The following is a 20,929-nucleotide window of genomic DNA, read 5'->3' on the forward strand; positions in this document are numbered from 1 at the left end:
GCGCAGAATCCTGCGCCTTTTACTTCAACTGTTAGCTTTTATTGCAGGCGACCATGGCACTGCTTGTATTTTTTACCAGAACCGCACGGGCAAGGATCGTTACGTCCTACTTTGCGCTCACCGGTTTGCGCCGCCAGTGCAGCTGCGGCTGCAGAGTCGTCATCCTGATGGCTAAGCTGCTGCATTTGCGCTAAACGCTCGGCTTCCATACGACGCTGTTGTTCCAGCTCCTCAACCTCTTCAGGCATACGTACCTGGACTTTGCTCAGCGTGCTGATAACTTCATATTTTAACGACTCCAGCATCGCTGCAAACATGGAGAACGATTCACGTTTGTATTCCTGCTTCGGATCTTTCTGTGCATAGCCACGCAGGTGGATACCCTGACGCAGATAGTCCATCGCTGCCAGGTGCTCTTTCCACAGGGAGTCAAGCGTTTGCAGCATGACGCCTTTCTCGAAGTGACGCATCATCTCAGCACCAACCACTTCTTCTTTACGCTGATACACTTCGATGGACTGCGCCAGAATGCGCTCACGCAGCGTCTCTTCATGCAGTTCTGGTTCTTTATCCAGCCACTCGGCAATTGGTAAATCGAGGTCGAAATCGTTCTTCAGACGTTCCTGCAGCCCCGGAATATCCCACATTTCTTCCAGCGACTGTGGCGGAATGTAGGCATCAATGGTGGCTTTGAACACATCTTCACGAATGCTGTTGATGGTTTCGCTCACATCGCTGACATCCAGCAGTTCGTTACGCTGGGAGTAAATGGCGCGACGCTGATCGTTAGCCACGTCATCATATTCCAGCAGTTGCTTACGAATGTCGAAGTTACGGCTTTCAACTTTACGCTGGGCGTTGGCAATCGCTTTAGTCACCCACGGGTGTTCAATGGCTTCGCCTGGCTTCATACCCAGTTTACGCATCATGCCGGATACTCGGTCGGAAGCAAAAATACGCATCAGCGCATCTTCCATCGACAGGTAGAAACGGGAAGAACCAGCATCCCCCTGACGACCAGAACGACCGCGCAACTGGTTATCGATACGACGGGATTCGTGACGCTCGGTACCGATGATATGCAGGCCACCTGCTTCCAGTACCGCATCGTGACGTACCTGCCAGTCGGCTTTAATTTTTTCAATTTGCTCTACGGTCGGATTTTCCAGCGCGGCAACTTCTGCCTGCCAGCTACCACCGAGCACAATATCTGTACCACGACCCGCCATATTGGTCGCGATAGTCACCGCAGCCGGATAACCTGCCTGAGCAACAATCGCCGCTTCGTTGGCGTGGAATTTGGCGTTCAGGACGTTGTGCTTAATACCGGCTTTGGTCAGTTCGTTTGACACCAGCTCCGATTTTTCGATGGAGATAGTACCCACCAGCACCGGCTGGCCTTTCGCAGTACGTTCTTTGATATCTTCAATGATCGCCTGAATTTTTTCCGCTTCAGTCATGTAGACCAGGTCCGGCAGATCTTTACGAATCATTGGACGGTTGGTCGGAACAACGACGGTATCCAGCTTGTAGATGGAGCTAAATTCGAAAGCTTCGGTATCAGCAGTACCGGTCATCCCCGCCAGTTTTTCATACAGACGGAAGTAGTTCTGGAAGGTGATCGAAGCCAGCGTTTGGTTTTCGTTCTGGATCTGCACACCTTCTTTCGCTTCCACAGCCTGGTGCAGACCATCGGACCAGCGACGGCCCTGCATGGTACGACCGGTGTGTTCGTCAACGATGATAACTTCACCATCTTTAACGATGTAGTCGACGTCGCGGGTAAACAGCGCATGAGCGCGCAGCGCCGCCGTTACGTGGTGCATCAGCATGATGTTGGCCGGAGAGTACAGAGACTCCCCTTCATCCATGATGCCCTCTTTCACCAGCAGTTCTTCAATCAGCACCAGACCACGTTCGGTCAGGTTCACCTGGCGAGATTTTTCGTCCACCGAGAAGTGGCCTTCGCCCTGGAAGGTTTCGGAGTCTTCTTTTTCCTGACGGATCAGGTGCGGAATAATTTTATTCACGCGTTTATACATTTCCGAGCTGTCTTCTGCCGGGCCGGAAATGATCAGCGGTGTACGCGCTTCATCGATCAGGATGGAGTCCACTTCGTCCACCAGCGCATAGTGCAGTTTACGCTGTACACGTTCTTCAGGGCTGAACGCCATATTGTCGCGCAGGTAGTCAAAGCCGTATTCGTTGTTCGTACCGTAAGTGATGTCAGCTGCGTAAGCTTCGCGCTTTGCCGGTGCTGGCATGCCCGGCAGGTTGATACCGACAGTCAGGCCAAGGAATTCAAACAGCGGACGGTTGTTTTCGGCGTCACGTTGCGCCAGGTAGTCGTTGACGGTAACTACGTGCACGCCTTTACCGGTTAGTGCGTTCAGGTAAGCAGGCAGCGTTGCGGTCAGGGTTTTACCTTCACCGGTACGCATTTCGGCGATGCAGCGTTCGTTAAGAACCATACCGCCGAGTAACTGAACGTCGAAGTGACGCATACCAAAGACGCGCTTACTTGCCTCACGTACCACGGCGAAAGCTTCCGGAATCAGATTTTCCAGCACTTCGCCTTTTTCCAGACGTGCACGAAACTCTGCGGTTTTCCCTTTCAGTTCTTCGTCGGAGAGTTTTTCCATCTCCGGTTCCATGGCATTGATGCTGTTGACCACTTTGCGCATCCGGCGCAGGGTGCGATCGTTACGACTACCGAAAACTTTAGTTAACAATTTGATTAGCATAATAAAATCTCAAACGCCCCGCGTTGCGGAGTTAATAAAATGAAGTAAAGGTTTATTGTTGTTAGGTGAGGCGTTGAGGGCCAGCACGGATGCCTTGCGCCTGGCTTATCCAGACGGGCGTGCTGAATTTTGCTTGTGGGGTAAAATGCGCATAATCAATGCGATAACCCTTTTCAGACGGCGTGCCTTCCTGGGTCAGCAGCGCGCTGAGCGTATCCAGTAATGCAAGATGTTGCGCCTGAAGAGGCAAAGATTCTTCAGCAACGGGCAGTGTTTGCGGTGCCATTGCGAAAGAAAGATGACGGATTACCGTGCGAATGGCATGTTGATGCCAGTAATCAACGGAATAGTTCGAATTCGGGCGGCGTGTGTTCGCTTCCAGCAAGGCCAATTGACCAAAGTTAACTTTGGCTGAAGGCTCGTGGTTGCGGGTTGTCGCTTTTGCGGGCGCGTTTGGTTCGGCGGCGTTGCTGAGCGCAGGCAAACCTAAACTCGCCGCAACCATCCCTAATAAGAGATGCGGCCAGAAGTAGCGTTTACCAAACTGTCGCCAGCGCGTCAGTATTCCACTCACGTTATTGCCATCCCGATCGTATTCAAACGTATTTAGCGCACAAATCTTATCATTAAAGCCTGCAGTCCACAGCACGAATGAAGATAAGTTGTGCGGAAAAGTGCTTAAGAAAACAGCGTTCGCACCGTTTTTTATAGCTCTTATAAAATTCAAAAAAAAACGACTGGTTCACCTGGCCGGAGAGAGTGCCAGATTTGCCAGTCGAATTTTATACGACAGTATAAATGTCGTTATGCCAGTACAGCTGAAGGCGCTTTGAAGGCCAACGGCAGTTCTGCGTCGTCCTGGAAGGTCACATATTCCCAGGCTTCCTGTTTCGCCAGGACAGCCTGCAGCAGTTTGTTATTCAGTGCATGACCGGATTTATAAGCGGTAAATGCACCAATAATATTGTGACCACACATGAACAAGTCACCGATCGCATCGAGCATTTTGTGACGCACAAATTCGTCTTCAAAACGCAGGCCGTCTTCGTTCAGTACGCGATAATCGTCAACAACGATGGCACAATCGAAGCTGCCGCCCAGGCACAAACCACGGGACTGCAGATATTCGATATCACGCATGAAACCGAACGTACGCGCACGGCTGATCTGGCGCATAAACGCATCAGCGGAGAAGTTCATCGCATAGCGCTGGTTGCTGGAATCAATAGCCGGATGGTTAAAATCGATGGTGAAATCCAGCGAAAAACCATTGTACGGCTTAAATTCAGCCCACTTATCGCCATCTTCGACACGAACAGTCTCTTTGATGCGAACAAATTTTTTGGCGCAGTTCAACTCGTCGATACCGGCGTCAAGCAGCAGGTATACAAACGGAGCGGCGCTGCCGTCCATGATCGGGATTTCCGGCGCGTTAACTTCGATAACAATGTTATCGATGCCCAAGCCCGCGAGAGCAGCATTGAGGTGCTCTACGGTTGAAATCCGTACATCATGCTCGTTGACCAGACACGTACAGAGCATGGTATCACGCACAGATTTGGCATCGGCCGGGAAATCTACCGGTGGATTCAAGTCGGTGCGACGATAGATGACCCCGGTGTTGGCCGGCGCAGGGCGTAACGTCAGGGTGACTTTCTTGCCGGTATGTAAACCGACACCCGTCGCCTGAACGATACGTTTAAGTGTCCTTTGTTTGATCATCGTATTATCTCGCCAAATTACCTATCCAACCGAAGTGTACTATACATTCGGCGGGCCAGTTTAGCACAAAGAGCCTCGAAACCCAAATTCCAGTCAATTCTTAATCAGCTTGCTTACGCAGGAATGCTGGGATATCCAGATAATCCGGCTCTTTCGCAGTTTGCGGCGCATTGTCATTCACGACTTTAGCAACCGGCTTCTGCTCCTGGGTCAGCGGAGCCATCCCATGCTGCTGGTAGCGATCCATCACTGGCTGCTGAACCTGCTTATTGGTCACCAGAGTGATTTCAGGACGTTTGTCCATGCCGATACCTGTCGCAACAACGGTTACGCGCAGCTCGTCATTCATATCCGGGTCAAGAGAAGTACCGATAACCACAGTCGCGTTGTCGGAAGCAAATGCACGGATGGTGTTACCTACCGTTTCGAACTCATCCAGACGCAGGTCGAAGCCCGCCGTGATGTTAACCAGCACGCCGCGCGCGCCAGACAGGTCGATATCTTCCAGCAGCGGAGAAGAGATAGCCATTTCAGCAGCTTCTTCCGCACGGTCTTCACCGCTCGCCACGCCAGAACCCATCATTGCGTAGCCCATCTCAGACATTACGGTGCGTACGTCTGCAAAGTCCACGTTCATCAAACCCGGACGAGTAATCAGTTCAGCGATACCTTGCACAGCGCCTTTCAGTACATCGTTCGCTGCGCCAAACGCATCCAGCAGGGAGATACCGCGGCCCAGAACTTTCAGCAGTTTGTCGTTCGGGATAGTGATCAGAGAGTCCACATGCTTGGACAGTTCAGTGATCCCCTGCTCCGCGAATGCCATACGCTTCTTGCCTTCAAAGTTGAAAGGCTTAGTGACGACAGCAACGGTCAGGATACCCAAATCTTTTGCCACTTCAGCGACGACTGGTGCTGCACCTGTACCGGTACCACCACCCATACCCGCAGCAATAAAGACCATGTCTGCACCTTCCAGCGCCGCACGCAATGCATCGCGATCCTCATCAGCCGCATTGCGGCCAACTTCTGGATTAGCGCCAGCGCCCAGTCCTTTGGTGATACCGCTACCGATTTGAATCGTCTGTCCAACCGCTGTTTTACGCAGCGCTTGTGCATCGGTATTTACCGCGAAGAATTCAACACCTTCAATGCGCTCGCGCACCATGTGTTCAACAGCATTACCGCCGCCGCCGCCGACGCCGATGACTTTAATCACCGCGTCATTGGTAAGTTCCATTGGTTCAAACATAGTTTCTCTCCGATTTGTGCCTGTCGCCTGAGGCCGTAATCATCGTCGGCCTCATAAAAATTAAAACTCTTTTCGCAGCCAACTATTGAGTCGCTTGATCCACGAGCCAACTGATGCTGTAACACGTTTTTCTACTTCAGCTTCACCGTTAAGATGTGACTCTTTCCCATAGTGAAGCAATCCCACCGCCGTCGAATAATACGGCTCCTGAGCATAATCCGTTAAACCGGTAATGTTCAGCGGCGCGCCGATACGCACTTGCGTATGAAACACGCGCTGAGCACAGGCTGCAAGACCTTCGATCTGCGCTGCGCCACCGGTTAATACAATGCCTGCCGCCAGGTGATGTTTAACCCCTTGTTGGCGAAGCTTTTCCTGCAACTGCAATATCTCTTCGTTGACCAGGTTGAGCAGCTCGGTATAGCGCGGCTCGATCACCTCTGCCAGGGTCTGACGTTGCAGACTCCGCGGCGGACGACCACCTACGCTCGGCACTTCCACGCTCTCATCTTTTCCAACGATGGAACCCAGCGCACAACCGTGGCGAACTTTAATCGCTTCGGCGTCGCTTGGCGGCGTGCCAAAGGCGTAAGCGATATCACTGGTCACGACATTGCCAGCATAAGGAATTACCTTAGTGTGGCGCAATGCCCCACCGGTATAAACGGCGATATCCATTGTACCACCACCGATATCGACGACGCAGACACCCAGTTCACGTTCATCTTCCGTCAATACCGAATAACTTGATGCCAGTCCGGCAAATATCAGTTGGTCAACTTTCAGCCCACAACGTTCAACCGCTTTGACGATGTTTTTCGCCATATCGTTGTGACATGTGATCAGGTGCACTTTTGCCTGCATCCGCACGCCCGAAAGTCCTACCGGATTCTTGATCCCTTCCTGATAGTCAATCGCATACTCTTGCGGGATCACATGCAGCACACGATGCTCATCGCGCACACGCACCGATTTCGCGGTATGGACGACGTTTTCCACATCTTCTTGCGTCACTTCTTCTTCAGAAATAGGCACCATACCAATTTCATTCTGGCAGCTGATGTGCTTACCAGAAAGCGCCAGATATACCGAAGAGATCTGACAATCTGCCATCAATTCTGCCTGGTCAATGGCGCGTTGTACGCACTTGACCACGGATTCGAGGTCGTTCACCCCGCCTTTATCCATACCACGTGACGGGCAGCTGCCCACGCCAATGATATTGACCATACCGTCGGGCAGAACTTCCCCTACTAAAGCGGCAACCTTCGCGGTACCAATCTCCAGTCCTACTACCAGTTTTCTGTCCGTCGCCTTGATCATTGTTGTTCTGCCTGTGCCTGATTTTGTTGCTGAGTAGATTCCTCTGGCGGCAAGGGCGCCCAGCCTACTGCCGCTCCAGAGTCATAACGCAAATCAACGTAGCTAATCCGTTTGCCATCGGTTTGCGCCTGCTGCTGTAAAACCGGATAAAGTTCTACAAAGCGAGCCAAACGTTTCATCGTATCGCCCCGGCCAAGATTGAGCTTAATATCGTTATTCAGCGTCAACTGCCAGGAACGCCGCGCGGTCATCGCCGCTTCCTTCAGAGTAAATCTGTCCTTTGCCAGCATCTGCCCCATTTCGCGATAGCCCTGCAACACTTCATTGGCGCTGCCTTCCGGGCCATACAGCATTGGAAGCACCTGCTTGCTGGTGCGATCTGGCGGCACGCTGAAGGTGTTTCCTTCCGCGTCTACCATGTGTTGATCATTCCACCGCGCAATCGGCACATATTCAACCAGATGAATCTTCAATTCATCAGGCCACTGCTTTCTGACGCTCACCTGCTTAATCCACGGCAGGCGTTGTTCTATTTGCGTCTGGATGATGTTGACATCCTGGGTCATAAAGGTACCCGGCTCACCCAATGCCAGGATCGACTGCCGGATATCGTCATTACGCGTGTAATGGCGTTCACCGGTCAACACCAGCTTTGAGAGCGGCAGGCGTTGCGCATCTTCCATCCAGCCCAACACGACCCAGCCGCTCACCAACACTGTCGTTAAAACGGTCAGCAGGAAAAGGATCCCCGCCAGACGCGTTCCATTATTGCGGCGAGAAGAAACCTCTTCTTCGCTATTTCGCGTGTTCAGAGCAGCCTGCGACATATTAGTCCGCCAGTTCCAGAATTCGTACTACCAACTGCGAGAAGCTCATACCTGCCTGACGTGCCGCCATCGGCACCAGGCTGTGGCTGGTCATACCCGGTGAGGTATTGGCTTCCAGCAGATAAAACTGTCCATCGCTGTCCAGCATAACGTCAATACGTCCCCATCCTTTGCAACCTAACGTCGTCCATGCTTTCAGCACTAATGCCTGCAAATTGGCCTCTTGTGACGCTTCCAGACCTGCGGGGCAGAAATACTGTGTCTCATCAGAGAGATACTTCGCCTCATAATCATAGAAGGTTCCGGACGGTTGAATACGTATTGACGGTAAAATTTCTTCACCGAGTATCGCAACCGTGAACTCCGGCCCACTTAGCCATTTTTCAATCAATACTTCTTCATCGTGCTGAAATGCCAATCTTAATGCATCTTGTAGAGCATTTTCTGCTACTACTTTTGACATTCCCACACTGGAACCTTCGCGGCTCGGCTTAACGATAACCGGCAAACCCAGAGCAGAAATCTCTGCTAACTGCTTATCGCTCAGGCCTTTTTCAAACTCTGCGCGGGTTAACGCTACCCACGGCGCGACCGGTAAACCGGCACCTTGCCACAGAAGTTTGCTGCGTAGTTTATCCATTGAAAGCGCAGATGCCATCACTCCGCTGCCGGTATAAGGCAAGCCCATCAGCTCGAGCATGCCCTGCAGCGTGCCATCTTCACCGCCGCGACCGTGTAGCGCGATAAACACTTTCTGAAAGCCCATCGACTTCAGTTGCGTCACGTCGACTTCTTTCGGGTCGACAGGATACGCGTCAATACCACCTTCACGCAGCCCGGCTAACACCGCTGCGCCAGAATTCAGAGAAACTTCCCGCTCAGCGGAGGTCCCGCCCAACAGGACCGCGATTTTATCAGTCATGTTGTTCTTCCTCCGGAGTTTGCGGCTTCAGTTTGATTTCAGCTAAAGAACGGGCAATTTTTCCGATATTACCAGCCCCCTGAACGAGAATCAGGTCGTTACCGGTTAATACCGGTGCCAGCATCTCGGCTACCTGCGCCGGATCCGGCACCAGAATGGGATCTATTTTCCCACGTCCACGAATTGTGCGACACAGCGAACGGCTGTCCGCTCCCGGAATTGGCGCTTCGCCAGCCGGATACACTTCCAGCATCAACAGGGTATCAACCTGCGTCAGCACATTGGCGAAATCATCATACAGGTCGCGCGTACGGGTAAAACGGTGCGGCTGAAACAGCATTACCAGGTTTTTATCCGGCCAGCCTGCACGCGCTGCTTTAATAGTGGCGTCCACTTCCGTCGGGTGGTGGCCGTAGTCATCGACCAGCATCGCCGTACCGCTTTTACCATTCACTGGCTCCAGCGGGAATTCACCGAGGAAATCGAAACGGCGCCCCGTCCCCTGGAAGCTCTCCAGCGCACGCAAAATAGCCTCGTCGTCAATTCCCTCTTCCGTAGCAACCGCAACCGCAGCTGCGGCGTTCAGCGCGTTATGACGACCTGGCGCATTCAGGGTGACGCGCATCGGCTCTTTGTCCTGGCGCAGCAGCGTAAAGTGCCCCTGCGGGCCAATCTGCTGATAATCTTCTACACGCACGTCGGCATCTTCGCTGAAGCCGTAAGTCGTGGTCTGACGTCCCACACGCGGTAACAATTCGCGGATCACCGGATCATCAACACACATCACCGCACGACCGTAAAACGGCAGGTTGTGCAGAAAATTAATAAAAGTCTGTTTTAAATTCTCAAAGTCGCCCTGGTAGGTATCCATGTGGTCGGCTTCGATATTGGTGACAATCGCCACCATCGGTTGCAGATGCAGGAACGATGCATCACTCTCATCTGCTTCGGCAATCAGGTACCGACCATGCCCCAAACGCGCATGAACCCCCGCCGCTTTTACCAACCCGCCGTTAACGAAGGTTGGGTCGAGCCCCGCTTCTGCGTAGATGCTGGAAACCATCGCGGTGGTTGTCGTTTTGCCGTGCGTTCCTGCAATGGCGATGCCATGACGAAAACGCATTAACTCAGCCAGCATTTCGGCACGACGGATCACCGGAATACGCGCTTCATGAGCTGCGACAATTTCCGGGTTATCGGCAGAAATGGCGCTGGAAACAACGACCACGCTGGCATCACGTACGTTTTCCGGGCGATGGTTGAAATAAATCGTCGCTCCCAGATTCATTAACTGCTGCGTGACCGGATTTGGCGCTAAATCGGAACCACTGATCTGATAACCTTCATTGGCCAGAACTTCGGCAATACCGCCCATACCGGCACCACCGATGCCGACAAAATGTATGTGCCGAACGCGACGCATTTCGGGCACGATGGAACGCAGTTTTGCCAATTGTTGTGTATTCATTCTTTACGCCATTAACTTCTTAAATTCATACGATGCAAAAGGCATCGCTACAATTACGCCCGGGCAGCCCGGCTCACTTCATTTGCCACTCGCTCGGTGGCATCCGGAATGGATGCAGCGCGGGCGCGTTCTGCCATGGTTAATAAGGTTTCTCGCGACCACCCGGCCAGGGTGTTGGCGACAGCATCCACGCTAAGCTGTGGCTGCTCGATAATTTTGGCTGCGCCCGCTTTTTCCAGCGGTAGCGCATTCCAGTATTGCTGGCGGTCTTTATGTTGAAACGGCACAAACAACGCCGGTAGTCCTGCCGCGGCGATTTCACTCACCGTTAAAGCACCGGAGCGGCAAACGACGACATCCGCCCACGCATACGCCGCCGCCATATCATCAATAAATTCAGTCACTTTATGCTGCGGCTGCCCCGCTTCGGCATACGCCTGTTCAACGGATTGTTGCGAACCTTTGCCGCTCTGATGCCAGATAGTGACTGAATCACCCAGTTTCGCAGCAACCTGCGGCATTGTCTGGTTAAGAATGCGTGCGCCCTGGGAACCACCCACTACCAGCACACGAACCGGACCTTCACGTCCAGCCAAACGTTGCTGCGGCAACGGTAGCGCCAACACATCGGTACGCACCGGGTTACCCACCACTTCCGCATTGGGGAAAGCACCTGGAAACGCCTGCATCACTTTGGTGGCAATCTTCGCCAGCCATTTATTGGTTAAGCCCGCAATACCGTTTTGTTCATGAAGTACAACCGGAATGCCTAACGACCACGCGGCCAGACCACCAGGACCTGATACGTAGCCGCCCATACCGAGCACCACGTCAGGTTTGTACGCTTTCATAATCGCCCGCGCCTGACGCCAGGCATTGAAGATACGCAGCGGCGCAGCTATCAGTGCTTTTATACCTTTTCCACGCAGACCAGAGATACGAATGAAATCAATTTCGATGCCATGTTTTGGCACTAAGTCCGCTTCCATACGGTCGGCAGTCCCCAGCCAGCGAACTTGCCAACCCTGAGCCATTAGATGGTGCGCAACCGCCAGTCCCGGGAATACATGTCCACCGGTTCCGCCTGCCATCACCATTAATCGCTTTCCTTGACCACTCATCGTGAACCTCGTACAAACGCCTGCGCTTTCTCCAGACGCGTTTCATAATCAATACGCAACAGCATCATGATGGCTGTCGACATAATCAGTAAGCTCGAACCACCGTAACTGATCAGCGGCAATGTCAGACCTTTGGTCGGTAACATCCCCGCCGCCGCGCCTACGTTAACCAGCGCCTGGAAGCTAAACCAGATGCCAATGGAACAGGCGAGAAAACCGGAAAAACGGTGGTCAATTTCTAACGCTTTGCGGCCAATCGACATCGCACGAAAAGCGACGAAGAATACCATTAAAAGTGCCAGCACCACACCGACATACCCCAGTTCTTCGCCGATAATGGCGAAAATAAAGTCAGTGTGCGCTTCCGGCAGATACTCCAGTTTTTGTACCGAGTTACCTAAACCTTGCCCCCAAAGTTCGCCGCGACCAAACGCCATCAGCGATTGCGTTAACTGATAGCCGCTGCCAAAGGGATCTTCCCACGGGTTCCAGAATGCGGTAACACGGCGGATACGGTACGGTTCGGCGAGGATCAGCAACACAACCGCTGAAATGCCCATACCGATAATGGCAATGAACTGCCACAATTTCGCTCCCGCCAGGAACAACATCGCCAGCGTAGTCACAAACAACACCACCACCGTACCAAGGTCTGGCTGTGCCAGCAGTAACACTGCCAACACCAGAATCACGCCCATCGGTTTCAGGAAGCCGCGCAGGTTATTACGTACTTCGTCACCTTTACGCACCAGATAGTTGGCGATATAGCAAAACAGCGACAGTTTTGTCAGCTCCGCAGGCTGGATACGCAGCAAACCGAGATCGATCCAACGCGATGCCCCTTTAACAGAGCTACCCACTACCAGCACAATCATCAGCAGGATGATAGATCCGAGCAGCATCGTGGCACTGTAGCGTTGCCAGAACTCCATCGGCAGACGCAGCGTAATGATCGCCAGAATGAATGCCAGGATCAGATAGACGCCATCACGCTTCGCGAAGAAGAACGGATCGTTGGTTAAGCGTTGCCCTATGGGCATTGACGCCGAGGTCACCATGATAAAGCCAATCGCCGCGAGGCCGAAGGTCAGCCACAGTAAGGTGCGATCGTACATGATCAGGCTGTCGGTATCTTTTTCCCGCGAGCCCATCACCCAGCCCTTTAGCGCCGTGGAGATCCAGACCAGGATACTGAATCCTGGCAGGCGCGGCATTTTCAGGCGAGGGAGAGATAAACGCATCAACCTAACTCCTTCGCCAGACGGGCAAACTCATTGCCTCGTTGTTCAAAGTTCTTGAACTGATCAAGGCTGGCACAGGCCGGGGAGAGTAGAACCATATCGCCCGGCTGAACACGCGGAGCCAGCAAGCGCATCGCCTGTTCCATAGTTTCGGTTTGTTCTGCCACTTCCGGGCGTAGCGCCGCCAGCTGCGCGCCGTCACGACCGAAACAATACAGACGTACGTTATCGCCATTCAGGTAACGCGCCAGTGGGCTAAAGTCCGCCGATTTACCATCGCCGCCCAGCAACAAATGCAGCGTGCCGTCTACGTGCAGGCCATTCAGCGCCGCTTCCGTACTGCCGACGTTGGTCGCTTTTGAATCGTTAATCCAACGTACGCCGTTATGCTCCAGCACAACTTCAAAGCGATGCGGCAGACCAGTGAATGTGGTTAATGCTTTCAGGCTGCTGGCGCGCGGCAAACCAGCTGCGTCTGCCAGTGCCAGTGCTGCGAGCGCATTGGTGTAGTTATGCTGCCCGGAAAGTTTCATTTCTTTCACGTTCAGCACTTTCTCGCCTTTCACCCGCAGCCAGGTTTCGCCCTGCTGATGATTCAGGTGATAGTCACCCATGTTGACGCCAAAGCTGACGCAGCGTTCATCCGCACCGCGAATCGGCATTGTTAAGGCATCATCAGCATTAACCACGCAAACTTTCGCGTTTTCGTAAATGCGCAGTTTTGCTGCACGATACTGTTGTAAACCAAACGGATAGCGATCCATATGATCTTCAGTCACGTTCAGAATGGTCGCTGCTACCGCCTGTAAGCTGGAGGTGGTTTCCAGCTGGAAGCTCGACAGTTCCAGCACGTACAGTTCACACTCATCATCCAGTAGCATCAACGCAGGCAGGCCAATATTGCCACCCACACCAACGTTAACCCCCGCCGCTTTCGCCATTTCACCCACTAGCGTGGTGACCGTGCTTTTGCCGTTAGAACCGGTAATCGCCACAATCGGTGCTTGTGCTTCGCGACAGAACAGCTCGATATCGCCAACGATTTCGATTCCGGCATCAGCGGCAGCGCTTAAGGATGGATGCGCCAGTGCAATACCGGGACTGGCGACAATCAGATCTGCCGCCATCAGCCATTCATCATTCAGACTGCCCGTGTGGCGTTCTACGGCTTCGGGTAATTTATCCAGGCCAGGCGGTGTCATACGCGTATCCATAACGCGCGGCGTCACACCGCGAGCGAGGAAAAAGTCCACGCAGGAAAGCCCGGTGAGGCCCAGGCCGATAATGACAACATTTTTACCCTGGTAATCAGCCATGATTAACGTACCTTCAGCGTTGCCAGACCAATCAGGACCAGCATCAGCGAAATAATCCAGAAACGCACAATGACGCGCGGTTCCGGCCAGCCTTTCAGTTCATAGTGGTGATGAATCGGTGCCATGCGGAAAATACGTTGTCCGCGCAGTTTAAAGGAGCCGACCTGCAGGATGACAGAAAGCGTTTCTACCACGAACACGCCCCCCATAATCACCAGCAGGAATTCCTGACGTAGCAGTACGGCGATAATGCCTAACGCACCACCTAACGCCAGCGAACCTACATCGCCCATAAAGACCTGCGCCGGATAGGTGTTAAACCACAGGAAGCCCAGTCCTGCCCCGACTATCGCGGTACAGACAATAACCAGTTCCCCGGCGTGTCGCAGATACGGTATGTGTAAATAGCTGGCAAAGTTCATGTTGCCGGTCGCCCACGCCACCAGCGCAAAACCACCGGCGACAAATACGGTCGGCATAATTGCCAGACCGTCAAGACCATCGGTCAGGTTTACCGCGTTGCCAGTACCCACAATGACGAAGTAAGCCAGCAGAATGTAGAACAGCCCCAGCTGCGGCATCACATCTTTAAAGAATGGGACCACCAGCTGCGTTGCGGGCGTGTCTTTGCCGGCAAGGTACAGGGCGAAGGCGACACCCAGCGCAATGACCGACATCCAGAAATACTTCCAACGAGCGATCAACCCTTTGGTGTCTTTACGCACCACTTTGCGATAATCATCAACAAAGCCAATAACACCGTAACCTACCAGCACCACCAACACGCACCAGACGTACGGATTGGACGGGTAAGCCCACAGCAGTACGGAGATCACTATCGCCGTCAGGATCATAATCCCGCCCATGGTCGGCGTACCGCGCTTGCTGAAGTGTGATTCAGGACCGTCGTTACGCACCACCTGACCAAAGGAAAGTTTTTGCAAATGAGCAATCATACGCGGGCCCATCCACAATGAGATGAACAGCGCGGTCAGCAGGCTGACGATGGCGCGAAACGTCAGATAGGAAAAGACGTTAAAGCCGGAATAATATTTGACCAAATGTTCGGCCAGCCAAACTAACATGTCCCATTCTCCTGTAAAGCGCGTACTACCTCTTCCATGGCGGCACTACGTGAACCCTTAACTAAAATCGTAATTACCTGTTGCTCAGCAATCAGTGATTTAAGACGCGTAATTAACGCAGTTTTATCAGCAAAATGTTCGCCAACGCCGCTGGCGGTGCTGATAGCATGGCTTTGTTTACCCACGCTTAACACGCGGTCAATACCAGCAGCTTTTGCCGCCTCGCCCACCTGTACATGGCAGGCTTCGCTTTCAGCGCCCAGTTCCGCCATATCGCCCACCACCAGCACGCGGTAGCCCGGCATTTCAGCCAGTACCTGAACAGCGGCGGTCATTGAACCGACATTGGCGTTGTAGGAGTCGTCGAGCAGCAACTGGTTTTCTGCCAGTTGGATGGGGAACAGACGGCCTGGAACAGCTTTCAGATTTGCCAGCCCCGCTTTGATAGCATCAAGCGTTGCGCCCACGGACATGGAGAGCGCAGCGGCTGCCAGCGCATTCGCAATATTGTGACGCCCCGGCAACGGCAGCAGAACATCGACGCTACCGGTTGGGGTTTGTAGGGTAAATTCCGTACCGTGCGAGGTCACATGGATATTGGTGGCGGTGAAATCGCTGTTGGCGGCATTGGGTGAGAAACGCCACACTTTGCGTGAGCCAATTACGCTCTGCCAGTTCAGCCAGTCGTTGTTGTCGGCGTTCATAATGGCGATACCGTTTTCCGGCAGGCCGCTAAAGATTTCACCTTTCGCTTTCGCGACACCCGCAAGCGAGCCAAAACCTTCCAGATGCGCCGCTGCCAGGTTGTTGACCAGCGCAGCTTCCGGGCGAGTCAGACTCACAGTCCAGGCTATTTCGCCCTGATGGTTCGCGCCAAGTTCAATAACTGCGTAATCGTATTCCGGCGTTAAGCGCAACAGCGTCATCGGTACACCGATGTCGTTGTTGAGATTGCCTGCCGTATAAAGCGTGTTGCCGCACTGGCTTAAAATCGCCGCCGTCATCTCTTTAACGGAGGTTTTGCCGGAGGACCCCGTCAGAGCAACCACGCGCGCCGGAACTTGCTGGCGAACCCATGCAGCCAGTTCACCAAACGCCAGACGCGTATCCTTGACGATTAACTGCGGCAGGTCGATGTCCAGCGGACGGCTAACCAGTAGTGCGCCTGCGCCGCCAGCTTTCGCCTGGTCGGCAAAATCGTGGGCATCAAAACGTTCGCCTTTCAGGGCAACAAACAGGCAGCCCGGCGTCAGTTTTCGGGTATCAGTGGTTACAGCATCAAGGGTGATATCTGCACCTTGCAGTTCACCGTTGAGAATGTCGGTAAGTTGGCTAAGGGTTACGCTAATCATGCAATCACCCCCAGCAGACGCGCCACCGTGACGCGATCGGAGTAGTCCAGACGCTGATTGCCAACAATCTGGTAATCTTCATGGCCTTTGCCCGCGACCAGTACCACATCATTCTCTTTAGCCTGCATAACGGCGCAAGTCACCGCTTCAGCACGGCCTTCCATCACTTTGGCATGTCCGGCATCTAACATTCCCGCCAGAATATCGTTGATGATGGCACGCGGTTCTTCGGTACGCGGGTTATCGTCCGTCACCACCGCCACGTCAGCAAACTCTTCGGCAATTGCGCCCATCAGTGGACGCTTACCTTTATCGCGATCGCCACCACAGCCAAAGACGCACCACAGCTTGCCCGCACAGTGCAGGCGCGCCGCCTGTAAGGCTTTTTCCAGTGCATCCGGCGTATGCGCGTAATCCACCACCACCGTCGGTTTGCCTGGCGCAGTGAACACTTCCATACGTCCGCAAACCGGTTGCAGACGCGCGGCGGTTTTCAGCAGATCAGCCAGTGGATAGCCGAGTGCCAGCAGTGTCGCCAGCGCGAGCAGCAGGTTGCTGACGTTAAAAGCGCCCATCAGATGGCTTTCAATTTCGCCATCGCCCCAACTTGAGCTAAAGCGAATCGTCGCACCGCTGTCGTGATAGTTCACGTCGATCGCTTTTAACCAGCGTCCGTGACAGTTCGGATTGATATGATCTTCCATTGATACCGCAACCGCGTCCGGCAGTTTTGCCAGCCAGCGGCGGCCCACTTCATCGTCGGCGTTAATAATCGCCTGACCGCAATGATGTTCAGAATAAAGCAGCCATTTCGCAGCTTCGTAGTGTTCCATATCACCATGATAATCAAGGTGATCGCGGCTTAAGTTGGTAAAGACCGACGCCGCAAATTTCAATGCCGCCACACGGTGCTGTACCAGCCCGTGGGAGGAAACTTCCATTGCGCAAAACGTCGCGCCCTGCTCCACCAGCCCCGCCAGCTCATGCTGAACATCGACTGCCGAACCGGTAGTATTTTCTGTCGGGATCACTTTCCCAAGCAGACCGTTACCAACGGTGCCCATTACCGCGCTGGTTTCGCCAAGCAGTTGGCTCCACTGCGCCAGCAGCTGGGTAGTCGTGGTTTTGCCGTTGGTGCCCGTTACGCCTACGAGACGTAAATTGTCAGAGGGTTCATGGTAAAAGCGGCCCGCCAGTGCAGATAAACGCTCGTTGAGCTGGCTGAGATAGATGACCGGTACGCCGTGCATTTCACGGATTTCACCATCGGTCGCCTCATCTTTCGCCTCTGCAATAATGGCAGCCACACCTTGCGCTATCGCCTGCGGGATATATCGACGCCCGTCCGCCTGATGACCTACTACAGCTACAAAGAGATCGCCCGCCGCAGCCACACGGCTGTCGAGTGTCATCTCTCGCAGTGCTCGCGAAGGTGCGTCTGGCACCCACGGAGCAAGAAGGTCGCGCAAATTACGATCTGCCACCTGTCCCCTCGCCTTGATTAATCACAAATTCATTTTTATCGCCCGTTGTCAGCGCATCCGGCTCGATGTTCATGGTACGCAATACGCCGCCCATGATGGCACCAAAGACCGGCGCGGAAACGGCGCCGCCGTAGTATTTACCCGCCTGCGGATCGTTGATAACAACAACCAGCGCGAAGCGCGGCTGACTCGCAGGCGCAACGCCTGCGGTATAAGCAATATATTTATTGATGTAGCGACCGTCCGGCCCGACCTTTTTCGCGGTACCGGTTTTAATGGCGATACGATAGCCTTTAATCGCCGCTTTCACGCCGCCGCCGCCTGGTAGCGCCACGCTTTCCATCATATGCACCACGGTGCGAACAATGGATTCCGGGAAGACACGTTCACCGGGAACCGGGGGGTCAACTTTGGTAATCGACAGTGGGCGATAAATGCCGTAGCTGCCGATAGTTGCGTAGACTCGCGCTAACTGTAACGGTGTTACCATTAGCCCGTAGCCGAAAGAGAAGGTGGCCCTCTCTATGTCAGACCACCGTTGTTTTTGAGGATATAAGCCACTGCGTTCTCCGACCAACCCCAAATTGGTCGCTTTTCCCAGTCCAAAACGTGAGTAAGTATCTACTAACGCTGAGGACGGCATCGCTAACGCCAGCTTGGAAACACCGACGTTACTCGACTTCTGTAATACCCCGGTCAGGGTTAATTCGCTGTAGCGTGCCACGTCTTTGATTTCGTGGCCGTTAATTCGATAAGGAATGGTATTGAGTACCGAGTTTTCCCGCACCACGCCACGTTGCAACGCGGTCATTACCACCATCGGTTTAACCGTTGAGCCCGGTTCAAACACGTCGGTGATGGTACGGTTACGCATCGCCTCTTTCGGCGTGCCGCTCAGATTGTTAGGGTTGTATGACGGGCTGTTAGCCATCGCCAGCACTTCACCGGTGTTGACATCCACCAGCACGGCGCTACCGGATTCAGCCTTGTTAAAGGCCACCGCGTTGTTCAGTTCGCGATAAACCAGCGCCTGCAAGCGTTCATCAATACTCAACGCCAGGTTGTGCGCTGCCTGGCTGTCAGTAGAAGAAATATCTTCAATTACGCGACCATAGCGGTCTTTACGCACAATGCGCTCACCCGGCTGCCCGGTAAGCCATTTATCGAAACTCTTCTCAACGCCCTCAATCCCCTGACTATCGACGTTAGTAAAGCCGATGAGGTGAGCAGTCACTTCGCCGGATGGATAATAACGGCGAGATTCTTCACGCAGATGAATCCCCGGCAGTTTCAGTTTTTTGATGTAGTCCGCCATGTCAGGGTTTACCTGACGCGCCAGATAAATAAAGCGCCCTTTCGGGTTGGCGTTAATGCGGGCAGAAAGCTGATCCAGCGGAATATTGAGCGCGTTAGCCAGCGCCTTCCAGCGGTCACCGACGCTGATACCGCCAGCGTCATGCACTTCTTTCGGGTCAGCCCAAATCGCTTTTACCGGCACGCTCACCGCTAACGGGCGACCAGAACGGTCAGTAATCATGCCGCGGGAGGTGGAAACTTGCTGAACGCGAAGAGAACGCATGTCGCCCTCTTTCACCAGCATATCCGGGGAGATAACTTGTAACCACGCTACGCGTCCGAGCAGAAAAGCCAGCGCCAGGAGAATACAGCCGCATAACAACGCAAAACGCCAACTGATAAAGTTGGCATGTTCTTCCTGACGTTTTGGTTTCTGCGTTTTCGCCGCTGCTTTCATGCGTCGCGTTTATCCTTATTTTTGCACTACGATATTTTCTTGTGACGGATCAACATGCTGCATTTGCAGTTTTTCCGTGGCGATCCTTTCCACCCGGCTATGGTCGCCGAGCGCATTCTCTTCAAGGATCAGGTTGCGCCATTCAATGTCTAAAGCATCTCGCTCCAGCACCAGTTGTTCGCGCTGAGCGGTCAGTAAACGGGTATGGTGCGCCGTGGTTACCACGGTCACCGCCGTCAAAATAATGCAAATGAACAGGCAGAGTGGCAGCTTCCCAAATCGCAAAAGATCGTCACCGATAACACCAGGCAATGCATGGCGCTCGTGGCTTCCCATCGATCCTTTAACTTTGCTTAGAGCTTCTGTCACTCTGCTGATCATGCGTTCGTCCTCTCTGCGATACGCAGAACTGAACTACGGGCACGAGGATTCTCAGCCACCTCTTCTTCGCCCGGCATTAACTTGCCTAATGCTCGCAGCTGACGGCCACCCAGTTTTTTGAGCTGCTCTTCAGTCATCGGTAACCCTGCCGGAACTTGCGGACCGCGGCTGTTTTCACGCATAAAACGTTTCACAATACGGTCTTCCAGCGAGTGGAAGCTGATGATCGAAAGCCGCCCACCCGGGGCCAGCACGTTGAGCGAGCTTTTTAGCGCCTGCTCTATCTCCTCCAGTTCACTGTTTACCCAAATGCGCACCGCCTGGAAGGTACGAGTCGCGGGATGTTTAAACTTATCTTTCACCGGCGTTGCAGCAGCCACGACTTCCGCCAGTTCTTTGGTGCGGGTCATCGGCTGTTCGCGGTTACGCTCGACAATGGCGCGGGCAATGCGTTTGGCAAAACGCTCTTCACCATAGGTTTTCAATACCCAGGCGATATCGGCTTCTTCTGCGGTTTGTAGCCATTCAGCGGCTGACTGCCCACGGGTTGGGTCCATACGCATGTCCAGCGGACCATCGCGCATAAAGGAAAAGCCGCGCTCAGCATCATCAAGTTGCGGTGAAGAGACACCAAGATCGAGGAGAATGCCGTCGATCTTGCCGATAAGATCGCGCTCGGCAACGTATTCGCCCAGCGCGGAGAAAGGTCCGTGGATGATGGAGAAGCGCGGATCATCAATAGTCTTCGCAACGGCGATAGCCTGCGGGTCGCGATCGATCGCCAGCAAACGCCCCTCTTCGCCAAGCTGCGAGAGGATCAGACGTGAGTGACCACCGCGACCAAAAGTCCCATCAATGTAGATGCCATCAGGACGGATATTGAGGCCATTAACGGCTTCATCCAGCAGCACCGTAGTATGTTTATAGTTTTCCATCAT

The 20,929-nt window shown here is 53.6% G+C and carries 17 protein-coding genes; all 17 read right to left on the reverse strand.

Annotated features, from left to right (window positions below):
* Positions 1 to 38 precede the first annotated feature (38 nt).
* Positions 39 to 2,744, reverse strand: a complete 2,706-nt coding sequence (secA, locus tag ACJHW7_RS06755) for a preprotein translocase subunit SecA (RefSeq protein ID WP_040234492.1) — start codon at positions 2,742 to 2,744, stop codon at positions 39 to 41.
* A gap of 61 nt (positions 2,745 to 2,805) precedes the next feature.
* Positions 2,806 to 3,318, reverse strand: a complete 513-nt coding sequence (gene secM, locus ACJHW7_RS06760) for a secA translation cis-regulator SecM (protein ID WP_000014321.1) — start codon at positions 3,316 to 3,318, stop codon at positions 2,806 to 2,808.
* Positions 3,319 to 3,548: 230 nt separating this feature from the next.
* Positions 3,549 to 4,466 (reverse strand): UDP-3-O-acyl-N-acetylglucosamine deacetylase, encoded by a 918-nt coding sequence (lpxC, locus tag ACJHW7_RS06765; protein WP_000595482.1) that lies wholly within the window; start codon positions 4,464 to 4,466, stop codon positions 3,549 to 3,551.
* A 100-nt stretch (positions 4,467 to 4,566) separates the two neighbouring features.
* The gene (ftsZ, locus tag ACJHW7_RS06770; RefSeq protein WP_000462776.1) at positions 4,567 to 5,718 is read right to left on the reverse strand and encodes a cell division protein FtsZ; all 1,152 of its coding nucleotides are present in this window, start codon (positions 5,716 to 5,718) and stop codon (positions 4,567 to 4,569) included.
* 60 nt (positions 5,719 to 5,778) lie between these two features.
* On the reverse strand, positions 5,779 to 7,041 hold the full coding sequence (gene ftsA, locus ACJHW7_RS06775; protein WP_000588474.1) for a cell division protein FtsA: 1,263 nt from the start codon (positions 7,039 to 7,041) through the stop codon (positions 5,779 to 5,781).
* Positions 7,038 to 7,868, reverse strand: a complete 831-nt coding sequence (gene ftsQ, locus ACJHW7_RS06780) for a cell division protein FtsQ (RefSeq protein WP_000075744.1) — start codon at positions 7,866 to 7,868, stop codon at positions 7,038 to 7,040. Before ftsQ ends, ftsA begins: the two co-directional genes overlap by 4 nt.
* A 1-nt stretch (position 7,869) precedes the next feature.
* Positions 7,870 to 8,790: a D-alanine--D-alanine ligase gene (ddlB, locus tag ACJHW7_RS06785; protein WP_000130056.1), complete on the reverse strand. Its 921-nt coding sequence runs from the start codon at positions 8,788 to 8,790 to the stop codon at positions 7,870 to 7,872.
* Positions 8,783 to 10,258: a UDP-N-acetylmuramate--L-alanine ligase gene (gene murC, locus ACJHW7_RS06790; RefSeq protein WP_001096048.1), complete on the reverse strand. Its 1,476-nt coding sequence runs from the start codon at positions 10,256 to 10,258 to the stop codon at positions 8,783 to 8,785. Before murC ends, ddlB begins: the two co-directional genes overlap by 8 nt.
* A gap of 53 nt (positions 10,259 to 10,311) precedes the next feature.
* Positions 10,312 to 11,379, reverse strand: coding sequence for an undecaprenyldiphospho-muramoylpentapeptide beta-N-acetylglucosaminyltransferase (murG, locus tag ACJHW7_RS06795; RefSeq protein WP_000016559.1), 1,068 nt, complete (start codon positions 11,377 to 11,379; stop codon positions 10,312 to 10,314).
* Positions 11,376 to 12,620: a cell division protein FtsW gene (ftsW, locus tag ACJHW7_RS06800; protein WP_001295532.1), complete on the reverse strand. Its 1,245-nt coding sequence runs from the start codon at positions 12,618 to 12,620 to the stop codon at positions 11,376 to 11,378. The genes murG and ftsW overlap by 4 nt, the downstream gene beginning before the upstream one ends.
* Entirely contained in the window at positions 12,620 to 13,936 is a 1,317-nt protein-coding gene (murD, locus tag ACJHW7_RS06805; protein WP_000796481.1) for a UDP-N-acetylmuramoyl-L-alanine--D-glutamate ligase, read from the reverse strand. The genes ftsW and murD overlap by 1 nt, the downstream gene beginning before the upstream one ends.
* Positions 13,937 to 13,938: 2 nt before the next feature.
* Positions 13,939 to 15,021 carry a phospho-N-acetylmuramoyl-pentapeptide-transferase gene (gene mraY, locus ACJHW7_RS06810; protein ID WP_000964131.1) on the reverse strand — a complete coding sequence of 361 codons (1,083 nt, stop codon included), beginning with the start codon at positions 15,019 to 15,021 and terminating at the stop codon, positions 13,939 to 13,941.
* A complete protein-coding gene (gene murF / locus ACJHW7_RS06815; protein ID WP_000626688.1) occupies positions 15,015 to 16,373 on the reverse strand; it encodes a UDP-N-acetylmuramoyl-tripeptide--D-alanyl-D-alanine ligase in 1,359 nt (452 codons plus the stop codon). Before murF ends, mraY begins: the two co-directional genes overlap by 7 nt.
* Complete coding sequence (gene murE, locus ACJHW7_RS06820) at positions 16,370 to 17,857, reverse strand: UDP-N-acetylmuramoyl-L-alanyl-D-glutamate--2,6-diaminopimelate ligase (RefSeq protein WP_000785141.1); 1,488 nt, start codon at positions 17,855 to 17,857, stop codon at positions 16,370 to 16,372. The genes murF and murE overlap by 4 nt, the downstream gene beginning before the upstream one ends.
* On the reverse strand, positions 17,844 to 19,610 hold the full coding sequence (gene ftsI / locus ACJHW7_RS06825) for a peptidoglycan glycosyltransferase FtsI (protein WP_000642196.1): 1,767 nt from the start codon (positions 19,608 to 19,610) through the stop codon (positions 17,844 to 17,846). The genes murE and ftsI overlap by 14 nt, the downstream gene beginning before the upstream one ends.
* Before the next feature lie 15 nt (positions 19,611 to 19,625).
* A complete protein-coding gene (gene ftsL / locus ACJHW7_RS06830) occupies positions 19,626 to 19,991 on the reverse strand; it encodes a cell division protein FtsL (protein ID WP_000625658.1) in 366 nt (121 codons plus the stop codon).
* A complete protein-coding gene (gene rsmH, locus ACJHW7_RS06835; protein WP_000970479.1) occupies positions 19,988 to 20,929 on the reverse strand; it encodes a 16S rRNA (cytosine(1402)-N(4))-methyltransferase RsmH in 942 nt (313 codons plus the stop codon). The genes ftsL and rsmH overlap by 4 nt, the downstream gene beginning before the upstream one ends.

It is taken from the genome of Escherichia sp. WS1152 (assembly GCF_046487665.1).
GTDB lineage: Bacteria > Pseudomonadota > Gammaproteobacteria > Enterobacterales > Enterobacteriaceae > Escherichia > Escherichia coli.

What these genes read in the sequence shown, in the direction of transcription:
- lpxC (WP_000595482.1), bottom strand. Translation starts at nt 4,466, where the DNA reads ATGATCAAACAAAGGACACTTAAACGTATCGTTCAGGCGACGGGTGTC.
- mraY (WP_000964131.1), bottom strand. Translation starts at nt 15,021, where the DNA reads ATGTTAGTTTGGCTGGCCGAACATTTGGTCAAATATTATTCCGGCTTT.
- murC (WP_001096048.1), bottom strand. Translation starts at nt 10,258, where the DNA reads ATGAATACACAACAATTGGCAAAACTGCGTTCCATCGTGCCCGAAATG.
- ftsL (WP_000625658.1), bottom strand. Translation starts at nt 19,991, where the DNA reads ATGATCAGCAGAGTGACAGAAGCTCTAAGCAAAGTTAAAGGATCGATG.
- ftsI (WP_000642196.1), bottom strand. Translation starts at nt 19,610, where the DNA reads ATGAAAGCAGCGGCGAAAACGCAGAAACCAAAACGTCAGGAAGAACAT.
- secA (WP_040234492.1), bottom strand. Translation starts at nt 2,744, where the DNA reads ATGCTAATCAAATTGTTAACTAAAGTTTTCGGTAGTCGTAACGATCGC.
- ftsQ (WP_000075744.1), bottom strand. Translation starts at nt 7,868, where the DNA reads ATGTCGCAGGCTGCTCTGAACACGCGAAATAGCGAAGAAGAGGTTTCT.
- ftsW (WP_001295532.1), bottom strand. Translation starts at nt 12,620, where the DNA reads ATGCGTTTATCTCTCCCTCGCCTGAAAATGCCGCGCCTGCCAGGATTC.
- ddlB (WP_000130056.1), bottom strand. Translation starts at nt 8,790, where the DNA reads ATGACTGATAAAATCGCGGTCCTGTTGGGCGGGACCTCCGCTGAGCGG.
- murG (WP_000016559.1), bottom strand. Translation starts at nt 11,379, where the DNA reads ATGAGTGGTCAAGGAAAGCGATTAATGGTGATGGCAGGCGGAACCGGT.
- ftsA (WP_000588474.1), bottom strand. Translation starts at nt 7,041, where the DNA reads ATGATCAAGGCGACGGACAGAAAACTGGTAGTAGGACTGGAGATTGGT.
- murF (WP_000626688.1), bottom strand. Translation starts at nt 16,373, where the DNA reads ATGATTAGCGTAACCCTTAGCCAACTTACCGACATTCTCAACGGTGAA.
- murD (WP_000796481.1), bottom strand. Translation starts at nt 13,936, where the DNA reads ATGGCTGATTACCAGGGTAAAAATGTTGTCATTATCGGCCTGGGCCTC.
- rsmH (WP_000970479.1), bottom strand. Translation starts at nt 20,929, where the DNA reads ATGATGGAAAACTATAAACATACTACGGTGCTGCTGGATGAAGCCGTT.
- ftsZ (WP_000462776.1), bottom strand. Translation starts at nt 5,718, where the DNA reads ATGTTTGAACCAATGGAACTTACCAATGACGCGGTGATTAAAGTCATC.